General features: G+C 72.2%; 14 protein-coding genes. 6 read left to right on the forward strand and 8 right to left on the reverse strand.

The window, feature by feature from the left end; translation table 11 throughout:
• Positions 1-58 precede the first annotated feature (58 nt).
• The 4 genes from ACFWZH_RS30015 to ACFWZH_RS30030 all read right to left on the reverse strand — a co-directional run bounded on the left by ACFWZH_RS30015 (position 59) and on the right by ACFWZH_RS30030 (position 5134).
• Positions 59-814: a polyprenol monophosphomannose synthase gene (locus ACFWZH_RS30015; RefSeq protein ID WP_384438116.1), complete on the reverse strand. Its 756-nt coding sequence runs from the start codon at positions 812-814 to the stop codon at positions 59-61.
• Complete coding sequence (gene lnt / locus ACFWZH_RS30020; RefSeq protein ID WP_384438152.1) at positions 811-2436, reverse strand: apolipoprotein N-acyltransferase; 1626 nt, start codon at positions 2434-2436, stop codon at positions 811-813. Before lnt ends, ACFWZH_RS30015 begins: the two co-directional genes overlap by 4 nt.
• Before the next feature lie 563 nt (positions 2437-2999).
• On the reverse strand, positions 3000-4637 hold the full coding sequence (locus ACFWZH_RS30025; protein ID WP_384438119.1) for an amidohydrolase: 1638 nt from the start codon (positions 4635-4637) through the stop codon (positions 3000-3002).
• A gap of 56 nt (positions 4638-4693) precedes the next feature.
• Entirely contained in the window at positions 4694-5134 is a 441-nt protein-coding gene (locus ACFWZH_RS30030; RefSeq protein ID WP_077194248.1) for an Lrp/AsnC family transcriptional regulator, read from the reverse strand.
• A gap of 209 nt (positions 5135-5343) precedes the next feature.
• On the opposite strand from ACFWZH_RS30030, the gene ACFWZH_RS30035 reads away from it, so the two are divergent.
• Positions 5344-5769 carry a hypothetical protein gene (locus tag ACFWZH_RS30035; protein ID WP_384438122.1) on the forward strand — a complete coding sequence of 142 codons (426 nt, stop codon included), beginning with the start codon at positions 5344-5346 and terminating at the stop codon, positions 5767-5769.
• Positions 5770-5806: 37 nt separating this feature from the next.
• On the opposite strand, the gene ACFWZH_RS30040 is transcribed toward ACFWZH_RS30035, so the two are convergent.
• The 3 genes from ACFWZH_RS30040 to ACFWZH_RS30050 all read right to left on the reverse strand — a co-directional run bounded on the left by ACFWZH_RS30040 (position 5807) and on the right by ACFWZH_RS30050 (position 9510).
• Complete coding sequence (locus tag ACFWZH_RS30040; protein WP_384438125.1) at positions 5807-6976, reverse strand: phosphotransferase family protein; 1170 nt, start codon at positions 6974-6976, stop codon at positions 5807-5809.
• Positions 6973-8106: a hypothetical protein gene (locus ACFWZH_RS30045; RefSeq protein WP_384438128.1), complete on the reverse strand. Its 1134-nt coding sequence runs from the start codon at positions 8104-8106 to the stop codon at positions 6973-6975. The genes ACFWZH_RS30040 and ACFWZH_RS30045 overlap by 4 nt, the downstream gene beginning before the upstream one ends.
• Positions 8107-8301: 195 nt before the next feature.
• Positions 8302-9510, reverse strand: coding sequence for an acyl-CoA dehydrogenase family protein (locus ACFWZH_RS30050; protein ID WP_384438131.1), 1209 nt, complete (start codon positions 9508-9510; stop codon positions 8302-8304).
• Between the two features lie 368 nt (positions 9511-9878).
• Between ACFWZH_RS30050 and ACFWZH_RS30055 the strand changes: the two genes are divergently transcribed.
• Positions 9879-11177 (forward strand): glycoside hydrolase family 18 protein, encoded by a 1299-nt coding sequence (locus ACFWZH_RS30055; protein ID WP_384438134.1) that lies wholly within the window; start codon positions 9879-9881, stop codon positions 11175-11177.
• 81 nt (positions 11178-11258) lie between these two features.
• On the opposite strand, the gene ACFWZH_RS30060 is transcribed toward ACFWZH_RS30055, so the two are convergent.
• Positions 11259-11915: a TetR/AcrR family transcriptional regulator gene (locus ACFWZH_RS30060; RefSeq protein ID WP_384438137.1), complete on the reverse strand. Its 657-nt coding sequence runs from the start codon at positions 11913-11915 to the stop codon at positions 11259-11261.
• Positions 11916-12156: 241 nt separating this feature from the next.
• Between ACFWZH_RS30060 and ACFWZH_RS30065 the strand changes: the two genes are divergently transcribed.
• The 4 genes from ACFWZH_RS30065 to adh all read left to right on the forward strand — a co-directional run bounded on the left by ACFWZH_RS30065 (position 12157) and on the right by adh (position 16668).
• Entirely contained in the window at positions 12157-12666 is a 510-nt protein-coding gene (locus tag ACFWZH_RS30065; protein ID WP_384438155.1) for a DUF6230 family protein, read from the forward strand.
• Positions 12657-13670 carry a DUF6114 domain-containing protein gene (locus ACFWZH_RS30070; RefSeq protein WP_384438140.1) on the forward strand — a complete coding sequence of 338 codons (1014 nt, stop codon included), beginning with the start codon at positions 12657-12659 and terminating at the stop codon, positions 13668-13670. The genes ACFWZH_RS30065 and ACFWZH_RS30070 overlap by 10 nt, the downstream gene beginning before the upstream one ends.
• A 91-nt stretch (positions 13671-13761) precedes the next feature.
• Positions 13762-15075 (forward strand): GAF domain-containing protein, encoded by a 1314-nt coding sequence (locus tag ACFWZH_RS30075; protein ID WP_384438143.1) that lies wholly within the window; start codon positions 13762-13764, stop codon positions 15073-15075.
• A gap of 69 nt (positions 15076-15144) precedes the next feature.
• Positions 15145-16668, forward strand: a complete 1524-nt coding sequence (adh, locus tag ACFWZH_RS30080) for an aldehyde dehydrogenase (protein WP_384438146.1) — start codon at positions 15145-15147, stop codon at positions 16666-16668.
• Positions 16669-17470 lie beyond the last annotated feature (802 nt).

Below are 17470 nucleotides of genomic sequence, written 5' to 3' on the forward strand. Positions count from 1 at the left end.
CCGGCACCCCCCGGGGGTTACGCGGGGGATCACGTTCGGGAGGTGCCGGCCCGGATTCTCAGCGGCCGCGGAGCTTGTCCACCCGGGAACCGACGCCCCAGGCCGTGACCCGCCACAGCGCCTCCACGACGATGTCACGGCTCATCTTGCTGTCGCCGTGCTCCCGCTCGACGAAGGTGATCGGGACCTCGACGACGTGGAAGCCGGCCTGCACGGCGCGGCGGGCGAGGTCGACCTGGAAGCAGTAGCCCTGGGAGGCCACCTCCTCCAGCCCCAGGCCCTGCAGCGTCTCCGCGCGAAAGGCCCGGTAGCCGCCGGTGATGTCGCGCAGCGGCAGGTCCAGCACCAGCCGGGAGTAGGTACTGCCGCCGCGGGAGATGAACTGGCGGTACTTGGGCCAGTTCACGGTGCGCCCGCCGGGCACCCAGCGCGAGCCGAGCACCAGGTCGGCGCCCTTGAGGGCGGTGAGCAGCCGCGGCAGCTCCTCGGGCTGGTGCGAGCCGTCGGCGTCCATCTCGACGAGCACGCCGTAGCCGTTGTCGATGCCCCACCGGAAGCCGGCGAGGTAGGCGGCGCCGAGGCCCTCCTTGCCCTTGCGGTGCAGGACATGGACCTGTTCGTCGTCGACGGCCAGCTCGTCGGCGAGCTTGCCGGTGCCGTCGGGGCTGTTGTCGTCCGCGACGAGGACATGTGCCTCGGGAACGGCGGACCGCACCCGCGCGACGACCGGCTTGATGTTCTCCGCCTCGTTGTACGTCGGGATGATCACCAACGTGGTGCCGAGCGGTCCGTACTGCCGCTGACCGTCTGTCACTGCTGCCCCTTCTCGTCCTTCGTACGCCCGCGCCGGCCGACGGCTACCGCGGCGGCGCAGGACAGAAGCCCCACGATAGCGATCACCCACTCAGGCGCCGCACCGACGCGGTCGGCGAACGTCGTTTCGTCCCGCAGCGGGATGCGCGCGGAGACCACGCCCTGGGTGAACTCCGGAATACGGTGGGTGATGGTGCCGTCCGGGGCGACCACGGCGCTGATCCCGCTGGTGGCCGCGGTGACCACGGCCCGGCCGTGCTCGACGGCGCGCAGCCGGGACATCGCCAGCTGCTGTTCGGGCTGGCCGGTGCGGCCGTAGGTGGCGTTGTTGGTCTGGATGACCAGGGCGCGGGCGCCGGCCTCGACGGTGTCGTGCACGATCTCGTCGTAGGCGACCTCGAAGCAGATGACGTCGCCGAGCCTGGCGGGGCCGACCTTGAGCACGCCGGTGTGGTGGCCGGGGTAGAAGTCGCGGGGCACCCGCTGGAACCGCGTGATGATCTTGCTGAGCTGCTCCCGGAAGGGGACGTACTCGCCGAACGGCACGGGGTGCTGCTTGGTGTACGAGGCCCCCGGCCCCTTCTTCGGGTCCCAGACGATGCCCTCGTTGTAGACGTAGCCCTCCTTGGAGGGGTGGTCGACGAGCGCGCCCACCAGGACGGGCACTCCGATGGCCTTCACGGCCTCGTCGATCCGGTCGTAGGCCTGCGGGTACTGGAACGGATCGAGGTCGGAGGAGTTCTCCGGCCAGATGACCAGGTCGGGCTTCTTCGCCCGGCCGGCCTTGATGTCGGCGGCGAGCTTCTCGGTGGCCGTGGCGTGGTTGTCGAGGATCCTCATCGGGCGGCCCAGGAAGTCCATGCCGGGCTGCTGGACGTTGCCCTGGACGACGGCGATGTCGACGGTGTCGTCGGCCTTCGTGGGGACGGGCACCAGGAGACCGGCCAGGGCCACCGCGCCGGCCAGCCCGAACGCCTCCAGAGCGGGGACCGCCCGGCGCGCCGCGCCCTTGCCGCGCAGCCCCCACAGGCCGGCGGCGCAGGCCGCCAGCAGGGCCCCGGTCAGCGCGACGGCGAAGGTCACCAGCGGGGCCCCGCCGAGCGCGGCGAGCGGGGTGAACGGCGAAGCGGTGTTCGCGAACGCCAGTCGGCCCCAGGGGAAGCCGCCGAGCGGCAGCCGGTCGCGGGCCCACTCCTGGGCGACCCACAGACAGGCGGCCCACAGCGGCCAGGCGGGCAGCCTGGACGTCACGGCGAGCGCGGCGCCCAGCAGCGTCATGAAGAGCGCCTCGGCGACCGAGAGGCCCACCACCGCGTCCCAGCCGACGACGTGCAGCCACTTCAGCAGGATCAAGAAGAACGGCAGCCCGAAGACCAGGCCCGTCCAGGCGCCCTGGCGGGCGGTCCGGCCCCGGGTCAGCAAGGAGAGCGCGGCCACCGCCACCAGCGACAGCGGCCACAGGTCGTACGGCGGGAAGGCGAGGCCGAGCGCGACACCGAAGACCACCGCGAGGCCGGTGCGCGGGGCCTCCCGCCGGGCCAGCGCGGCGCACCGCCGGGCTCGTCCGGGGCGCGTGGCCGCGGCGGTGGCGGCCTCGGCGGACGCCACCGCGTCGCCGGGCATGGCGCCGCTGGCGGCTTCTTCGGTGGTATCGGAACCCGATGGCACGGTCGCGGGCCTCCTGCAAGACGGTCGTGCGGTGTGAGCTGACCGTACATCGGGTGGCCGGGTATGCGGATGCGGGGTGCACAAAAGGTGAATGCCGCGCGGAGGGCCGCGGCGGGTGCGGAGCGGGGCCCGGCGCCCTTCGGGCCGACCTGGGACCCGCTGGCTGCGGGTCGACCGAGAGCCGTTGTCTACTGAGCGTCCGGGCCCCATCCGGGTCGCACCTGCCGACCTGCCAAGACTTTCCGTCGCCCCGTGTCGCTGGTCCTGGACCTGGCTCCCAGTGGCGGTGCCGAAGTGGCACACCGCCCCATGGCCCAGTTGCGTTCGACGACTGCGCGGAGGTCTCCCGGTCGGACGTCCTGAGGTGGACTCGGCCGAACCTACCGGCCGTCGACCGCCTGCTGTCAACAGGTCCTGCGCCTGCGTCGATTTCGCGTCGTCCCAGGTCAGCCGCGAACGCCCCTTGGTGGGGCGGGCAGCGGCAAGCGCGGGCCGCTACGGCACGAGCCCGTGCGATGTCACTCGTTCGGCCGCTCGAAGACCGTTCGGCCGGCGACGACGGTGCGCAGGCACACCGGAAGGTCGCCGCCGGGGGTGAGATCGGGCAGGCCGGGGGTGCCGGAGCGGGGGTCGGTGGACCAGCGCTGCACCCGCTCGTCCGGCGCCTGGACGAGCAGCTCGCCGGTGCGCCAGACCGCGTAGTCGGCGGGCGCGCCGGGCACCAGGACTCCGGCGTCGTCCCGGCCGACGGCCCGCCAGCCGCCGCGGGTGTGCGCGGTGAACGCGGCGCGGGCGGAGATGCCGTGGGCGCGGGTGCGGTGGAAGACCGCGGCGCGCACGGTGCCCCAGGGGTCGAGCGGGGTGACCGGGCTGTCGGATCCGAGGGCGATCGGCACACCGGCCTTGAGCAGCGCGGCGTACGGGTTGAGGGTGCGGGCCCGCTCGGCGCCCAGGCGGGCGGCGTACATGCCGTCCGCCCCGCCCCAGGCCGCGTCGAAGGCGGGCTGGACGGACGCGGTCAGGGCCAGGTCGGCGAAGCCGGCGATGGTGGCTTCGGTGAGCATCTCGGCGTGCTCGACGCGGTGCCGGGCGGCCCGGATCCGGTCCCTGCCGACCCGCTCGGCGGCGGCTCGTACACCGTCGACGACGCTGGTCAGGGCGGCGTCGCCGATGGCGTGGAAGCCGGCCTGCAGCCCGGCCTCGGTGCAGGCGGCGACATGGGCGGCGACCGCGTCCGCGTCGAGCCGGGCGGTGCCGGTGTGGGCGGCGTCCGCGTACGGGGCGTGCAGATGGGCGGTGTGGGAGCCGAGCGAGCCGTCGACGAAGAGGTCGCCGGCGGCGCCGATCGCCCCGAGCTCACGGATCCGCTCGGCGTCCTTTGCAGATGCGACGAGTTCGGCCCAGTAGCCGACGACGCGCGGGCCGCCGCCCTCCCGGCCGAGGGCGAGCAGCGCGAGGAAGTCTTCCTCACCGGAGATGTCCGGGCCCGCGCACTCGTGGACGCTGCCGATGCCGAGCGAGGCGGCACGGGCCAGCGCCGCGGCCTGGGCCTCGGCGCGCTGGGCCGGGGTGACGGTGGCGTACGCGGCCCGGCGCACCGCGTGGTGCGCGTCGCCGGTCAGCGGGGCGTCGGCGTCGAAGCCGGACTGTCCGCGGACGCCGGGGACCAGGTCGAGCAGCGCCGTCGTCACGACCGCGGAGTGCACGTCGACGCGGGTGAGGTAGAGGGGACGGCCGCCGGTGGCCGCGTCCAGCTCCGCACGGGACGGCGGACGCCCCTCCGGCCAGGCGCTGGCGTCCCAGCCGTGCCCCAGCAGGATCCGGTCCGCCGGACGGGCATCGGCGTACCCGCGGATGCGGGCCAGCGCGTCGGCCAGTGTGCCGGCACCGGCCAGATCGAGTCCGGTGAGCGCGAGCCCGGTCGCCGTGGTGTGCACATGCGCGTCCGTGAACGCCGGGGTGACCAGCGCGCCGTCGAGGTGGACGACCTCGTCGACGCCCTCGGCGAAGGAGTCGGCGGCGCCCTCCTCGCCGACCCAGGCGATGCTGCCGCCCTCCACGACCATGGCGGTGGCGAAGGGGTCCGCGGGGCTGTGCACCTCACCCCCGCGCAGCAGGACGGTACGGGACGGTGCGTCGGGGATGCGCTCGCTCATACCGGACAGTTTGGCCCCTGTCCGCGGCGGCTCCGCGCGCGGGGGGCGATTGCCGGTCAGATGCGCGGCGGGCGGGCCTCGTACGGGGTCGACAGCACGACCGTGGTGCGGGTCGAGACGCCGGCCAGCGTGCGGATGCGGGTGAGCAGATGCTCCAGTTCCAGCGGAGTGGAGACCCGGACCTTGAGGATGTAGTTCTCGTCGCCGGCCACGCTGTGGCAGGCCTCCAGCTCGGGGACCTCCGCGAGGCGGTCGGAGATGTCGTCCGGCGCGCTGGGGTCGAAGGGTTTGACCGAGATGAAGGCGGTGAGCGGCAGGCCCACGGCTTCGGGGTCCACGATGGCGGCGTAGCCCCGGATGACACCGCGCTGCTCCAGGCGGCGCACCCGCTGGTGCACCGCCGAGGTGGACAGGCCGGTGGCCTTGCCCAGGTCGGTGTAGCTCATCCGCCCGTCCTTGACGAGCAGATCCACGATTTGTCGGTCCAACTCCTCCACCCACTCAACCTACTGTGCGCGGGCGCATATGCGCATCGCGCGCCGGATCGTGGACACCTCCGCGCCGGTCCGTGTGACCAATGCCACACGAGTGAACCGGTGTCGGCAGGGTGCCCGCGATTATGCGCCCGGCATGGAGGGAATTGCTGCTGGTGGCCAGGACCGCCCGTCACAGGAAGCCGGCGGTCCGATCGGCCCACCCGAGGGGGATGGACATCATGCGACGCCTTAAGCAGGACTCCGCTGCCGCGAGCATCAGCGCCCAGGAGGGCGACAGTCTCGGCTTCTCCGGCGACGACGGCGCGTACGACGCGTTCGACACCTTTGAGATCTTCCGCGTGACCTGCCCCGACTGCCTGCAGCCGATCGCGCTGCTGGCGGACGAGGACACCCTTCCGGAGCACGCCCTGTGCGCCACCCCCTGGAACCCGTTCGGTCTGACGGTGTGCCAGGGCTCCGGCCGCCCGGCGTCCGAGGCACCGGAGACCGACGACACCCTCGACACCCAGGAGCAGGACGCGGCGATGCTGCTGACGCTCCCCGAGAGCCTGGACTGGCGCCGTCAGCCGTTCTCGCACATCGGCGGTCCCGGTACGCAGCCGATCCGGGTGCCGCGGATGCGCCGCGGCGCCTGAGCGCACCACTGCATTCGCCCGGCGGCCGCCGCGGCGCTCACCAGTAGCGGCCCTCGACCATCGCCTCCAGGGTGTCCCGGTGGAGGATCAGCGCATCGGCGTCGGCCGGTACCGGGACCTCCCCGAAGTGCACCTGCCGGTAGGCCACCCGCAGCATGACGATGGCGTGCCGCAGGGCCGCGTAGAGGGTGTGGAAGTCCATGTCGCGGGGCGGGTGCCCGGTGAGCCGGGCATAACGGCTCTCGACGCGGTCGCGGCGCAGGAAGTCGGGCAGTCCCCGCTGTCCGCTGCCTTCGGTGAGGTCCTGGAAGAAGCGGTGGAGATAGACCATCCACCCCAGGTCGAGTTCGCGCGGGCCGAGGGCGGCCATCTCCCAGTCGAGCACGGCGGCCGGCTCGAACCCTTCGTAGACGATATTGCCGATCCGGGCGTCGCCCCAGGTCAGGACGGTTTCACCGGGGTCCTTCGGCCAGTTCTCGGGGTCGGTGAGCCAGTCGAAGGCCCGCTCGATGAGCGGTGAGCGCGGGCGCCCGTCAACCACCCATGTGTAGTAGGCGCGTTGGGCCTCGACGTGCCGGTGCAGGGTGCTGCCCGGCCCCTTGGTGTCGAGGAAGTCGGCGGCGCCCACCGGGACTTGGTCGTGCAGCCGGGCAAGGACCGACACGCTCGCGGCCTCCAGCCCGTCGCGTTGTGCGTCGGTGGCGTCGTGCAGCCAATTGCCCTCGTACGTATAGGGCATGACGTCCGGCGGGACGCGTCCACTGGCGCGGGCCATGACGAAGAACGGGGCGCCGAGGTGTGCCGGGTCCTCCTCCAGCCAGAGGGTGCGGGGCACCGGCAGGTCGGTGTGCTCGGCGACCAGGCGCATGGTGCGGTACTGCCGGGCCATGTCGTAGCGGGGGAAGACGGTGTAGGCGGCCGGGTCGGCGGCGAGCCGCAGCGCGCAGGAGCGCGGGATCCCGGGCGAGGCCGCCGGCCCCTGGGACGGCGGACCGGGGTGGTCGATGTCGAACAGCAGCGTCTCGCTGGACATGCCGTTGGAGTCGGGGACGGTCGCGGCGGTGGCGCGGACGCCGGGCAGCCGGGTGCCGAGCCAGGCGGTGAGCCGGCGGGTGAGTTCCACGGGGTCCCGGGTCGTGGTGCGCGGACGCCGGTCCGCGGGTGCGGCCGGTGCGGGCGCTTCCGGGGGCGACGGGTGGTCGGTCATTCTCCCGCCTCCTGGGCGACGGAGTCGTAGCCGGTGAACCCGCTGGGGTCGTGCCGGCCGAAGTTTCCGTGCTCGAAGATGCCGTGACCGGTGCGTCCGTCGAGGGTGAAGCGGGCCGCGTGGTCGGTGACGCCGTACGCGGCGAGCGGGTGCGCCGAGGGGTCGGACAGGTCGTAGCTGCGGCGGTCGGTCCAGCCGCGGCCGCGCCAGGTGCCGTGCTGCCAGTCGTCGGCGGGAGGGTAGCCGGCGCCGACGGCCAGCGGTGAGGAGGTGAGGATCTCGGCGGTCAGCTCCAGCGGCTTGCGGGCGGGGTCGGTGAGGTGGATGACGGCGCGCTGGGGGTGGCGGGTGCCGGGGCGGTAGCGGATGTCGGTGTGGGGCCAGCCGAGCTGGACGTCGGGGCGGCCGTCGCGGACCAACCGGGCCTCGTTCAGCGTGCGGTGGCCGTCGGCGTCCTCCTGGACGATGACCATGACGAAGCGGTCGTCGAAGCGCACCGGGCACCAGACCCAGTGAAAGCCCTCGGGCCGCAGCTCCTCCCCCGCCCGGCCGGCGTCCTCGCCGGGGATCGGGCGTACTCCCCAGCTGCGGTCGCGGGTTCCGGTCCACTCCCCCGCCGTGACGGCGAGCTCCTGGCCCGCGACGCGGATGCGGCCGGTGCAGGTGCCCGCCTGGACGAACCGCCGGCCCTCCAGCGTCAGCCGGTCGCCGCGGTACTGGGTGTGGTGCGGCTCCCAGGTGGCGGGGAACGCCGCGGTCCAGGTCAGGTCGTAGGCCAGGCCGTCCGGGTCGGCGGGGTCCGGGGCGCAGGTCAGCCGCAGGCGGGCGAGCGGTTCCTCGACGGTGATGGTGAGCGGGCCGACGGTGAGCGCCAGCCGGTCGTCGGTGAGCGCGTCGGAGGCCCGTACGGCGTGCAGGCGGTCGCCGAGGCGGAGCGTGGCGTAGGCGTCGATGACGCCGGTGTTGGGGTAGACGCCGAGCCCGGCGATCAGCAGCGCACGTCCGGAGTGGTCCATGACGTGGAAGATGCACCGGTCGTAGGCGTTGCGGTCGCCGGTGGCGACATGCCGCATGGACAGCGGGACCTGGTGGATCGGGTACTCGTCGAGCGCGATGGGGCGGTCGGGCACGGTCTCCTCCTGGGCGCACGGTCGGCAGGGGTCGCCCGGTGTGCGGTGCCGCGGCGGGGAGTTGACGGTACGTCAGGTGAGAACGGACGGCCAGCCCCCGGGAGGAGGTACCGCGCTCGACGGCCGCATCCGGCCGTCCGCGCGCGGGACGGGGCCGGGGCGGGGGAAGGTCGCCCTCCCCGCCCCGGCCCGGTCTCAGCGGGTCTCGGGCCCCGCCAGATGGCGGGCGATGACCATGCGCTGGATCTGGTTGGTGCCCTCGACGATCTGGAGGACCTTGGCCTCGCGCATATAGCGCTCGGCCGGGAAGTCGAGGGTGTAGCCGTAGCCGCCGAGGAGCTGGACGGCGTCGGTGGTCACCCGCATCGCGGTATCCGTGCAGAAGAGCTTGGCCATCGCCGCCTCCTTGGAGAACGGCTGTCCGGCGTCGCGCAGCCGGGCGGCCGTGAGGTAGAGGGCGCGGCCGGCCTCGACCTGGGTGGCCATGTCGGCGAGCATGAAGCGCAGGCCCTGGAAGTCGGCGATCGGGCGGCCGAACTGCTGCCGCTCGGCGGTGTAGGCGAGCGCTTCGTCGAGCGCGGCCTGGGCGACGCCGATGGCGCAGGCGGCGATGCCCAGGCGCCCCGAGTCGAGGGCGGACAGGGCGATGGCGAAGCCCTGGCCCTCCTCGCCGAGCCGGCGGGAGTCGGGGATGCGAACGCCGTCGAAGTGCAGCTGGGCCGTCGGGGAGCCCTTCATGCCCATCTTGCGCTCGGGCGCCGCGGCGCTGAGTCCCTCGGCGTCGCCGGGGACCAGGAAGGCGGTGATGCCACGGGCCCCGTCGCCGCCGGTGCGGGCCAGGACGGTGTAGAAGTCGGCCACGCCGCCGTGGGTGGTCCAGGCCTTGGTGCCGTTCAGGGTCCAAGTTCCCCCACTCTCGGCTCCGCTCGAGCGGGAGGTGCCCCCACCCTCGCGCGTGGCGCGCGTGGTCAGGGAGGCGGCGTCGGAGCCCGAGGAGGGCTCGGAGAGGCAGTAGGCGCCCAGCAGCCCGCCGCCGAGCATGTCGGGGAGGTGTTCGGCGCGCTGCTCCTTGGTGCCGAAACCGGCCAGGGCGTGGCAGGCGAGGGTGTGCACACTGACGCCGAGGCCGACGGTCAGCCGCGCGGCCGCGAGCTCCTCCACGACCTGGAGGTAGACCTCGTAGGGCTGGCCGCCGCCACCGAACTCCTCGTCGTAGGGCAGGGAGAGCAGACCGGACTCCGACAGCAGTCGGAAGAGCTCGCGGGGGAAGCGGCCGGCGTCCTCCTCCTCGGCGGCAGTGGGCCTGACCTCGCGCTCGGCGAGCTCGCGGACGAGGGTCAACAGGTCGCGGGCTTCCTCTGTGGGCAGCCTGCGGTCCACCGGCCGGGGGCCGTACTCGGTCATGGCGGCGCTCTCCTCCCTGTCGGGCGCTGCGGCGACGCACGCGGGGATGGGCGGCGGCGCCGGTTTCCGTAGTGCCAGGCCGATGATCGCGTTCCGGGTCTCGGAAGGCGATGACCTGCGGCTGTGGCGCTAGGAGTATGCCCGATCGGAGGCCCGGCGTCACGGGTTGATCATCACCGGCCGCGCAGACCCGGCAGACCGCCGGCCACCGCCGGCCGGAGAAGTCTTTACCCGCTGGTCATGAGATTGGTCCGAACCATTGACTCAGTGGTCTAGTCCTTCTAACTTTTCCTCCAACGTTCAACGCGTTCATGCCAATTCGGAACGCAGGTCAGGCTCCACCCCTCGCCCCCCTCCGAGGAGACGACATGCTCAGACCGCACCGGATGCGATCACCGCGCGCGGTGATCGCCGCCGCCACCGCGCTGTGTACGGCGGCGCTGGCCGGCACCCTGCTCGCCGGACCGGCCTCGGCCCACCCGGCCCACCCGGCCGGCTCCCCCGCCGCACAGGGCCGGTCCGCGGCCCAGCCGGCCGGCACGACGGCGACGCCGGCCGCCGCGGGCGACAAGGTCGTCGGATACTTCACCAACTGGGGTGTCTACGACCGGAATTACCACGTCAAGAACATCGAGACGTCGGGCTCGGCGGCCAAGCTGACGCACATCAACTACGCCTTCGGCAACGTCCAGGGCGGCAAGTGCACCATCGGTGACTCCTACGCCGACTACGACAAGGCCTACACCGCCGACCAGAGCGTCGACGGCAAGGCGGACACCTGGGACGACGGCGCGCTGCGCGGCAACTTCAACCAGCTCAGGAAGCTCAAGAAGCTGCACCCCGACCTCAAGGTGATCTGGTCGTTCGGCGGCTGGACCTGGTCGGGCGGCTTCACCGAGGCCGCCAAGAACCCGGACGGCTTCGCCCAGTCCTGCTACGACCTGGTCGAGGACAAGCGCTGGGCGGACGTCTTCGACGGCATCGACGTCGACTGGGAGTACCCCAACGCCTGCGGCCTGAGCTGCGACGCCAGCGGCAAGGACGCCTTCACCAAGGTCATGAGGGCGCTGCGGTCGAAGTTCGGCCAGAACAACCTGGTGACCGCGGCGATCACCGCGGACGCCTCGGACGGCGGCAAGATCGACGCCGCCGACTACGCGGGCGCGGCCCAGTACGTCGACTGGTACAACCCGATGACGTACGACTACTTCGGCGCCTGGGACGCGAAGGGACCGACGGCCCCGCACTCCCCGCTCTCGTCGTACAACGGCATCCCGAAGGCCGGCTTCAACACCACCGACACCACCGCCAAGCTCAAGGGCCTCGGCATTCCGGCGAACAAGCTGCTGCTGGGCGTCGGGTTCTACGGCAGGGGCTGGACGGGCGTCACCCAGGACGCGCCGGGCGGCACGGCGACCGGCGCGGCGCCGGGCAGGTACGAGGCCGGCATCGACGACTACAAGGTGCTCAAGGGCCGCTGCCCGGCCACCGGGAAGGTGGGCGGCACCGCCTACGCCAAGTGCGGTGACCAGTGGTGGAGCTATGACACCCCGGAGACCATCGGCACGAAGATGGCCTTCAAGAACGCCCAGGGCATGGGCGGCACGTTCTTCTGGGAACTCAGCGGCGACACCACCGACGGTGAGCTGATCAAGGCGATCAAGTAGCGCCGACGGCAGCTGGGCCGACGGGCGGGGAGGCAGCGGCTTCCCCGCCCGTTCGTCGTGCGGCGGCGCGCCGGACGGGGATCAGGCGGGCGGCCTGGGTGGGGCCGGGCAGCTCGGTTCGTACTCCTCGATCAGCCGCAGGGTGTCGCCCAGGGCGCGCACCAGCAGCGAGACCACCGTCTCGCGGGGCAGCTGCTGCTCGGCGATCCAGTCGAGGGTGACGCCCTCGACGCTGGAGAGCCAGCCGGTCAGCGCGGTGCGGGCGAGCGGCGGGATGTCCTCGCGGCCCCAGGCGCCGCGGGCGATGGTGCCGAGCAGCCGGGCGCGTACGGTGTCGCGGATCGCCAGCACCTCGGCGTCGAAACCGACACCTCCGGTGACGATGGCGCGATAGGCGGCCTGGTGGTGCTGGGCGTAGCGCAGATAGCCTTCAACGGTGCGCTCGACGCGTTCGACGGGCGGAAGGTCATGGGTGCTGCCGGCCCGCTCGACCAGTTCGGCGACCGCGTCTTCGATGATCGCGAGGTAGTAGCCGCGCTTGTTGGTGAAGTAGTAGTAGATCAATCCCTTGGCGACCCCGGCCTGACGTGCGATGTCATCCATGGACAGCGCGTCGTAGGAGGTGTCGGCGAACAACTTCCGTCCGGTGGCTATCAGTTCGGCGCGGCGCGCCTGTGAGCGCCCGCTCCCCCGGGCGGCCGGCGAGCCGCCCCCTCCCCGCTGTTGACTCTTATTCAAAATCGGCCCTAGTCTCCAACTGCCAAGAGTTTTGCGCAGTATGACAGAGCGTCATGATCTGCGGACCTGGCTGCTCCGCAGGGCGCCTGGACGCACTTTCCCTCGTGCATTCGACCACTGCCCCGGGGAGGACGCAGTGAGCTCAAGGACGGACACCTCGCCCGAGGGGCGAACCTCCTGGAAGAAGACCGCAGTGGTGGCGCTGCCCGCCGTGCTCGCCGTGGGCGCGCTGGCCACGGCGATGGCGCAGGGCGTGCTGGCCTCGTCGTTCGCCGTCTCCGGCACCCACTTCCAGGTGTCGTCGGGGAAGCTGACCAGCCGCGGTCTCGCCTCGTACGTGCACACCGACCACGACGCCGACGGCGGCGGCCATCCGGTGGCGCTGCTCGGCATCGGCAAGGCGTCGCTCGCCGACATCTGCCAGTCGGCGCAGGTGAAGACGCCGGTGGGCACGGTGGTGTTCAAGCTGACCGCGGGCGGCGAGGCCGGTCCGGTGAGCGCCGACAGCCTCGTCATAGACGGTGAGGATCTCGTCGGCGACGCCCGCTTCGGCACCGCCCAGATCGGCCGGGACGCCTCCTCCCTGGACGCCGTGCCGGGCGTGCACGGGCGGAAGGGCGCGTTCGGACTGCAGGCCGGGGACATCGAGGTCGCCGGAGTGAAGTCGCACGCCTGGTCGGCCACCGGCGGGAACTTCCGCCTCAAGGGGATGCGGGTGAGCGTGAGCCTGGACGGCGCGAAGTGCTTCTGACCGCACGGCGCGCCCGGTGCGGCGCCTGGTTGGAGCGGACGCTGCCCTGGCCCGGACGGCGGGCCGTGCTGCGGCGCTGGCGGCGGACCCGGCCGTTCTGGGCCGGGCTGCTGCTGGTGTCCGGCGGGGCGGAGCTGCTGCTGGTGCCGCTCTCGCCGCTGACCGTGCTGGTGAGCCTGGGGCTCGGCGGGCTGGCGGCGCTGGGCATCGGGCTGGCGCTGATCGTGGCGGGACTGTTCCTGTGGTGCGCACCGTCCGCCCACCACTACGTCAGCATCCATGCGCTGATCCTTTCGGTGCTCTCCTTCGCCGCGACCAATCTCGGCGGGTTCCTGGTCGGCATGGGGCTGGGCATCGCGGGCAGCGCGATGGGGTTCGGGTGGACGCCCGGGCAGGCCCCGGCGGCGGAGCGGACGCCCGGGCACCCCCCGCCGCCGGAGCCCGCGCCGTCCGGCCGCCGGGACCCGGCGGGGCTGCGCGGGGGCACCGGCGGCAAGGCACTCGCCGTCGGACTGCCCCTCGCCCTGCTGCTGACCGTCGGCGGCCCGGCGCGGCCCGCCCGCGCGGCCGCCGGCATCCCGGCGCCGCCGCATCCGCCGACCGTGACCACCACGATGTTCGCGCCGCAGGGCTTCACCCTGGCCGGGGTCGAGGAGGTACCGACGGCGAACGGCCCGATCAAGGCGATCGTGCTGCGTATGAAGGCGGCCTCGCTCACCGACTACCGGCTCACCACCCGCGACGGCGGAGACGAACTCGGTCTGAGCGCCGACTCGTTGAGCCTCAAGGGCGAGGTCACGCTCTACCTCACCAAGTTCAGCGGCTGCCTGGAGGGCCTGGTCTGCCTCACCTTCACCCCGGACACCCTCCCGGTCCCGCCGGTCGTACCGCCCTTCGTCTTCATGACGGACGTGAGCGCCGAACAGGCACTGGTCACCTCGGATCTGGTCGTCGCGGACGGCCTGCGGCTGCGCGCGGGCGTCCCGAGCGGCGCCGGTGGCTGAGGCGGCGCGCACCAGGCGGGGTTTACGGCTCGGGCCGGTACGAGCACCATCGGCCGTACGGGGGCAGGAGCCGCTTCTGGAGAGGTGACACGTGGTCAACCCTTGGCTGGCGATGGAGGCCGGTGCCGATCCGGTGGAGCGGACCCGTACGGTGCGGCGGGCGCATACGGCGTTCCTGGCCGACCCGACCGTCGCACCGCCGGTCCGCCAGGTGGTCGCCGACTCCTGGCGCCGTTCGGCCGACGCCCGGGCCGCGTACGACGGGCCGGCGCCCATCGAGCTGGACGAGAGCGCACTGCGGGCCTACCGGGAAGGGCATCCGCTGGCTCGGGCGATGCCCGTCTTCCGGGAGCTGCTGGGCAGCTTCGCGCAGGACGGGGCGCATCTGCTGGCCGTCTGCGATCCGCAGGGGCGGCTGCTGTGGGTGGAGGGCCACCGCGGGGTGCGGCGCAGTGCCGAGCGGATGAACTTCGTCGTCGGCGCCCGCTGGGACGAGCGGCACGCCGGCACCAACGCCCCGGGCACCGCGCTCGCCGCCGATCACGCCGTACAGATCTTCGCGGCCGAGCACTACAACCGGCAGGTGCAGCGCTGGACCTGCGCCGCGGCCCCGCTGCACGATCCGCGGACCGGACGGCTGCTCGGCGCGGTCGACATCACCGGCGGCGACCATCTGGCGAGCCCGCACAGCCTGGCCCTGGTGCAGGCCACGGCACGCGCCGCGGAGGCCCATCTCGCCTCCGGCGCGCCGGGGTGCGGGGTCTTCCTGACCGCGCTGGGCCGGGACGAGGCGCTGCTGGTCGTGGACGGTGAGCGGCTGCGGCTCGGGCGCCGGCACAGCGAGATCCTGCTCCTGCTGGCCCGGCACCCGGAAGGCCTGACGGGAGACCAGCTCACCCTGCTGCTCTACGGGGAGCGCGAGATGCGCCCGGTGACGCTGCGGGCCGAGCTGTCCCGGCTGCGGCAGCTCGTCGGTGCGCTGCTGCACTCCCGCCCGTACCGTCTGAGCCGGCCCGTCGAGACCGATCTCGGTACGGTCGAGGAGCAGTTGACGGCCGGCGATCCGCGCTCCGCGCTGGGCGCCTATCCCGGTCCGCTGCTGCCGCTGTCGGAGGCGCCCGGCGTACGGCGGCTGCGCGACGCGCTGGCGGACCGGATGCGGTGCGCACTGCTCGCCGCGGGCGATCCCGAACTGCTGCGCGAGTGGTCGCGTACGCCCTGGGGCGAGGACGACCTGGAGATCTTCGAGGCCCTCGTGGGCGCCCTCCCCGAGCGCTCCCCGGCCCGGGCCGCCCCTCGGGCCACCGCCGACCGGCTGCGCGCCGCGTACGGCCTGACCGGCGGCGGGAGCGCGGCGCCACCCGCCGTGCGCGTCGCAACGTCCGCGCAACCTCGTTCGCTCTAGCCTGCGCACAACGCCCCGCCGCACGGGTGCGGCGGGCTTGGTGCCGAGAGCGATTTGGGAGGCCGTCCCATGGCCCGTTACGCCAGCCCGGGTTCCGCCGATGCCGTCATGAGCTATCTGCCGCGCTACGACCACTGGATCGGCGGGGAGTTCGTGGCGCCCGCGCTGGGCCGGTACTTCGAGAACCCGACACCGGTCAACGGGCAGCCGTTCACCGAGGTGGCGCGCGGCACCGCCGAGGACGTCGAGCGCGCGCTGGACGCCGCGCACGCCGCCGCGCCCGGCTGGGCCCGTACCGCCGCCGCCGACCGCGCCGCCGTCCTGAACAAGATCGCGGACCGGATGGAGCAGCATCAGGAGGCCCTGGCCGTCGCCGAGAGCTGGGAGAACGGCAAGCCCGTGCGGGAGACCCTGGCGGCCGACATCCCCCTCGCCGTCGACCACTTCCGCTACTTCGCGGGGGCCCTGCGCGCCCAGGAGGGCTCGCTGTCGGAGATCGACCACGACACCGTCGCCTACCACTTCCACGAACCGCTGGGGGTGGTCGCCCAGATCATCCCCTGGAACTTCCCCATCCTGATGGCCACCTGGAAGCTCGCCCCGGCGCTGGCCGCCGGCAACGCGGTGGTCCTGAAGCCGGCCGAACAGACCCCGGCCTCGGTGCACTTCTGGATGAGCCTGATCGCGGACCTGCTGCCGCCGGGCGTGGTGAACATCGTCAACGGCTTCGGCGTCGAGGCCGGCAAGCCGCTCGCCTCCAGCCCGCGGGTCGCCAAGGTCGCCTTCACCGGAGAGACCACGACCGGCCGCCTGATCATGCAGTACGCCTCGGAGAACCTGCGGCCGGTGACGCTCGAACTCGGCGGCAAGAGTCCCAACATCTTCTTCGACGACGTCTCGGCGGCGGCGGACGACTTCCAGGACAAGGCGCTGGAGGGCTTCACCATGTTCGCCCTCAACCAGGGCGAGGTGTGCACCTGCCCGTCGCGGGCGCTGATCCAGCGCGGGCACTACGACACCTTCCTGGCGGCCGGCGTGGCCCGTACGGAGAAGATCGTCCAGGGGCATCCACTGGACACCGACACCATGATCGGCGCACAGGCCTCCAACGACCAGCTGGAGAAGATCCTCTCCTACCTGGACATCGGCCAGAAGGAGGGCGCCCGCATCCTGACCGGTGGCTCCCGGGCCGAGCTGGGCGGCGAGTTGGAGGGCGGCTACTACGTCCAGCCGACGATCCTCGAGGGCAACAACAGCATGCGGGTCTTCCAGGAGGAGATCTTCGGCCCGGTGGTGGCGGTGGCGCCGTTCAACGACTTCGACGACGCGATCGACATCGCCAACGACACGCTGTACGGCCTGGGCGCGGGCGTCTGGACCCGGGACGGCTCCACCGCCTACCGCGCCGGCCGCGCCATCCAGGCCGGCCGGGTTTGGACCAACTGCTACCACGCCTACCCCGCCCACGCGGCCTTCGGCGGCTACAAGCAGTCCGGCATCGGCCGCGAGACCCACAAGATGATGCTGGACCACTACCAGCAGACGAAGAACCTGCTGGTGTCGTACTCGCCGAAGAAGCTCGGATTCTTCTAGGTCGCTCGAAATGGGCTCTGAGCTGGGGAGTCGCCGGCAGGTACCTTCATTTCCATCACGTCGTATAGGGACCCGATTGCCCTATACATCGCGATATCACCACTCCTTGAACTGATCTTCCGGACCAGTCACGGACCAAATGACGGACCAGCTGGGCATGATCGGCTTCGGCGGCGACGGCGACGGCGAAGCCGATCCATCCATTCTCTCCGGGAACGCCCAAGAAGGGAACCGTCAGCTCTTCCAAAGTCGCCTCAGAGCCAGGCACTTGGCATCCATACGCAGTCCACACCCGAAAATCCGCAGTTCAGAGGGCCGACGTGGGTGGCGGAGCGGAGCTGCCCCGGCTCCGCGATGACCTTCTAGCCTGGATCACCTGCTGCTCTGCTAGGTGCCTCACGTGGGGAACTCACCCAGCCAGCCGTGCTGCAGAAGGTGCTTGGGCAGGTACTCCGACTCGATCTCGATCGGAGTTTTCCGTCGTAAGCCTCGGACTCGTCAAAAGCCGCGGTGCCTAGGCGATAGCGAGTGTGTCGGTGCGCATGGCCAGGCCGCGCCATTGCTTGAGGCGGTTGATGCAGCGTTCGACGGTCTTCCACTGCTCGTAGGAATTGGCAGACTGTTGGAAGCCGCGGTGATAGTGCCTTGGCCTGCACAGGTTGCCACTGACGCTGCCGGAGCCCCAGGGCACGGGGCCAGATGTCCGGCTAGCCTCGATCTTTCGTGACGGCTCGGCAGTTCAACTGGCGGGCCGTTTCGGCTTGTTGGGGTGATCGTGGGCATGGTGGTAGCCCGGCTGTCG

The sequence above is a fragment of the Streptomyces sp. NPDC059008 genome (assembly GCF_042749045.1).
Taxonomy (GTDB): domain Bacteria; phylum Actinomycetota; class Actinomycetes; order Streptomycetales; family Streptomycetaceae; genus Streptomyces.

Excerpts from the sequence above, each read along its gene's own strand:
- lnt (WP_384438152.1), bottom strand. The coding sequence starts at position 2,436 with ATGCCCGGCGACGCGGTGGCGTCCGCCGAGGCCGCCACCGCCGCGGCC.
- ACFWZH_RS30025 (WP_384438119.1), bottom strand. The coding sequence starts at position 4,637 with ATGAGCGAGCGCATCCCCGACGCACCGTCCCGTACCGTCCTGCTGCGC.
- ACFWZH_RS30035 (WP_384438122.1), top strand. The coding sequence starts at position 5,344 with ATGGACATCATGCGACGCCTTAAGCAGGACTCCGCTGCCGCGAGCATC.
- ACFWZH_RS30040 (WP_384438125.1), bottom strand. The coding sequence starts at position 6,976 with ATGACCGACCACCCGTCGCCCCCGGAAGCGCCCGCACCGGCCGCACCC.
- ACFWZH_RS30050 (WP_384438131.1), bottom strand. The coding sequence starts at position 9,510 with ATGACCGAGTACGGCCCCCGGCCGGTGGACCGCAGGCTGCCCACAGAG.
- ACFWZH_RS30055 (WP_384438134.1), top strand. The coding sequence starts at position 9,879 with ATGCTCAGACCGCACCGGATGCGATCACCGCGCGCGGTGATCGCCGCC.
- ACFWZH_RS30065 (WP_384438155.1), top strand. The coding sequence starts at position 12,157 with ATGGCGCAGGGCGTGCTGGCCTCGTCGTTCGCCGTCTCCGGCACCCAC.
- adh (WP_384438146.1), top strand. The coding sequence starts at position 15,145 with ATGGCCCGTTACGCCAGCCCGGGTTCCGCCGATGCCGTCATGAGCTAT.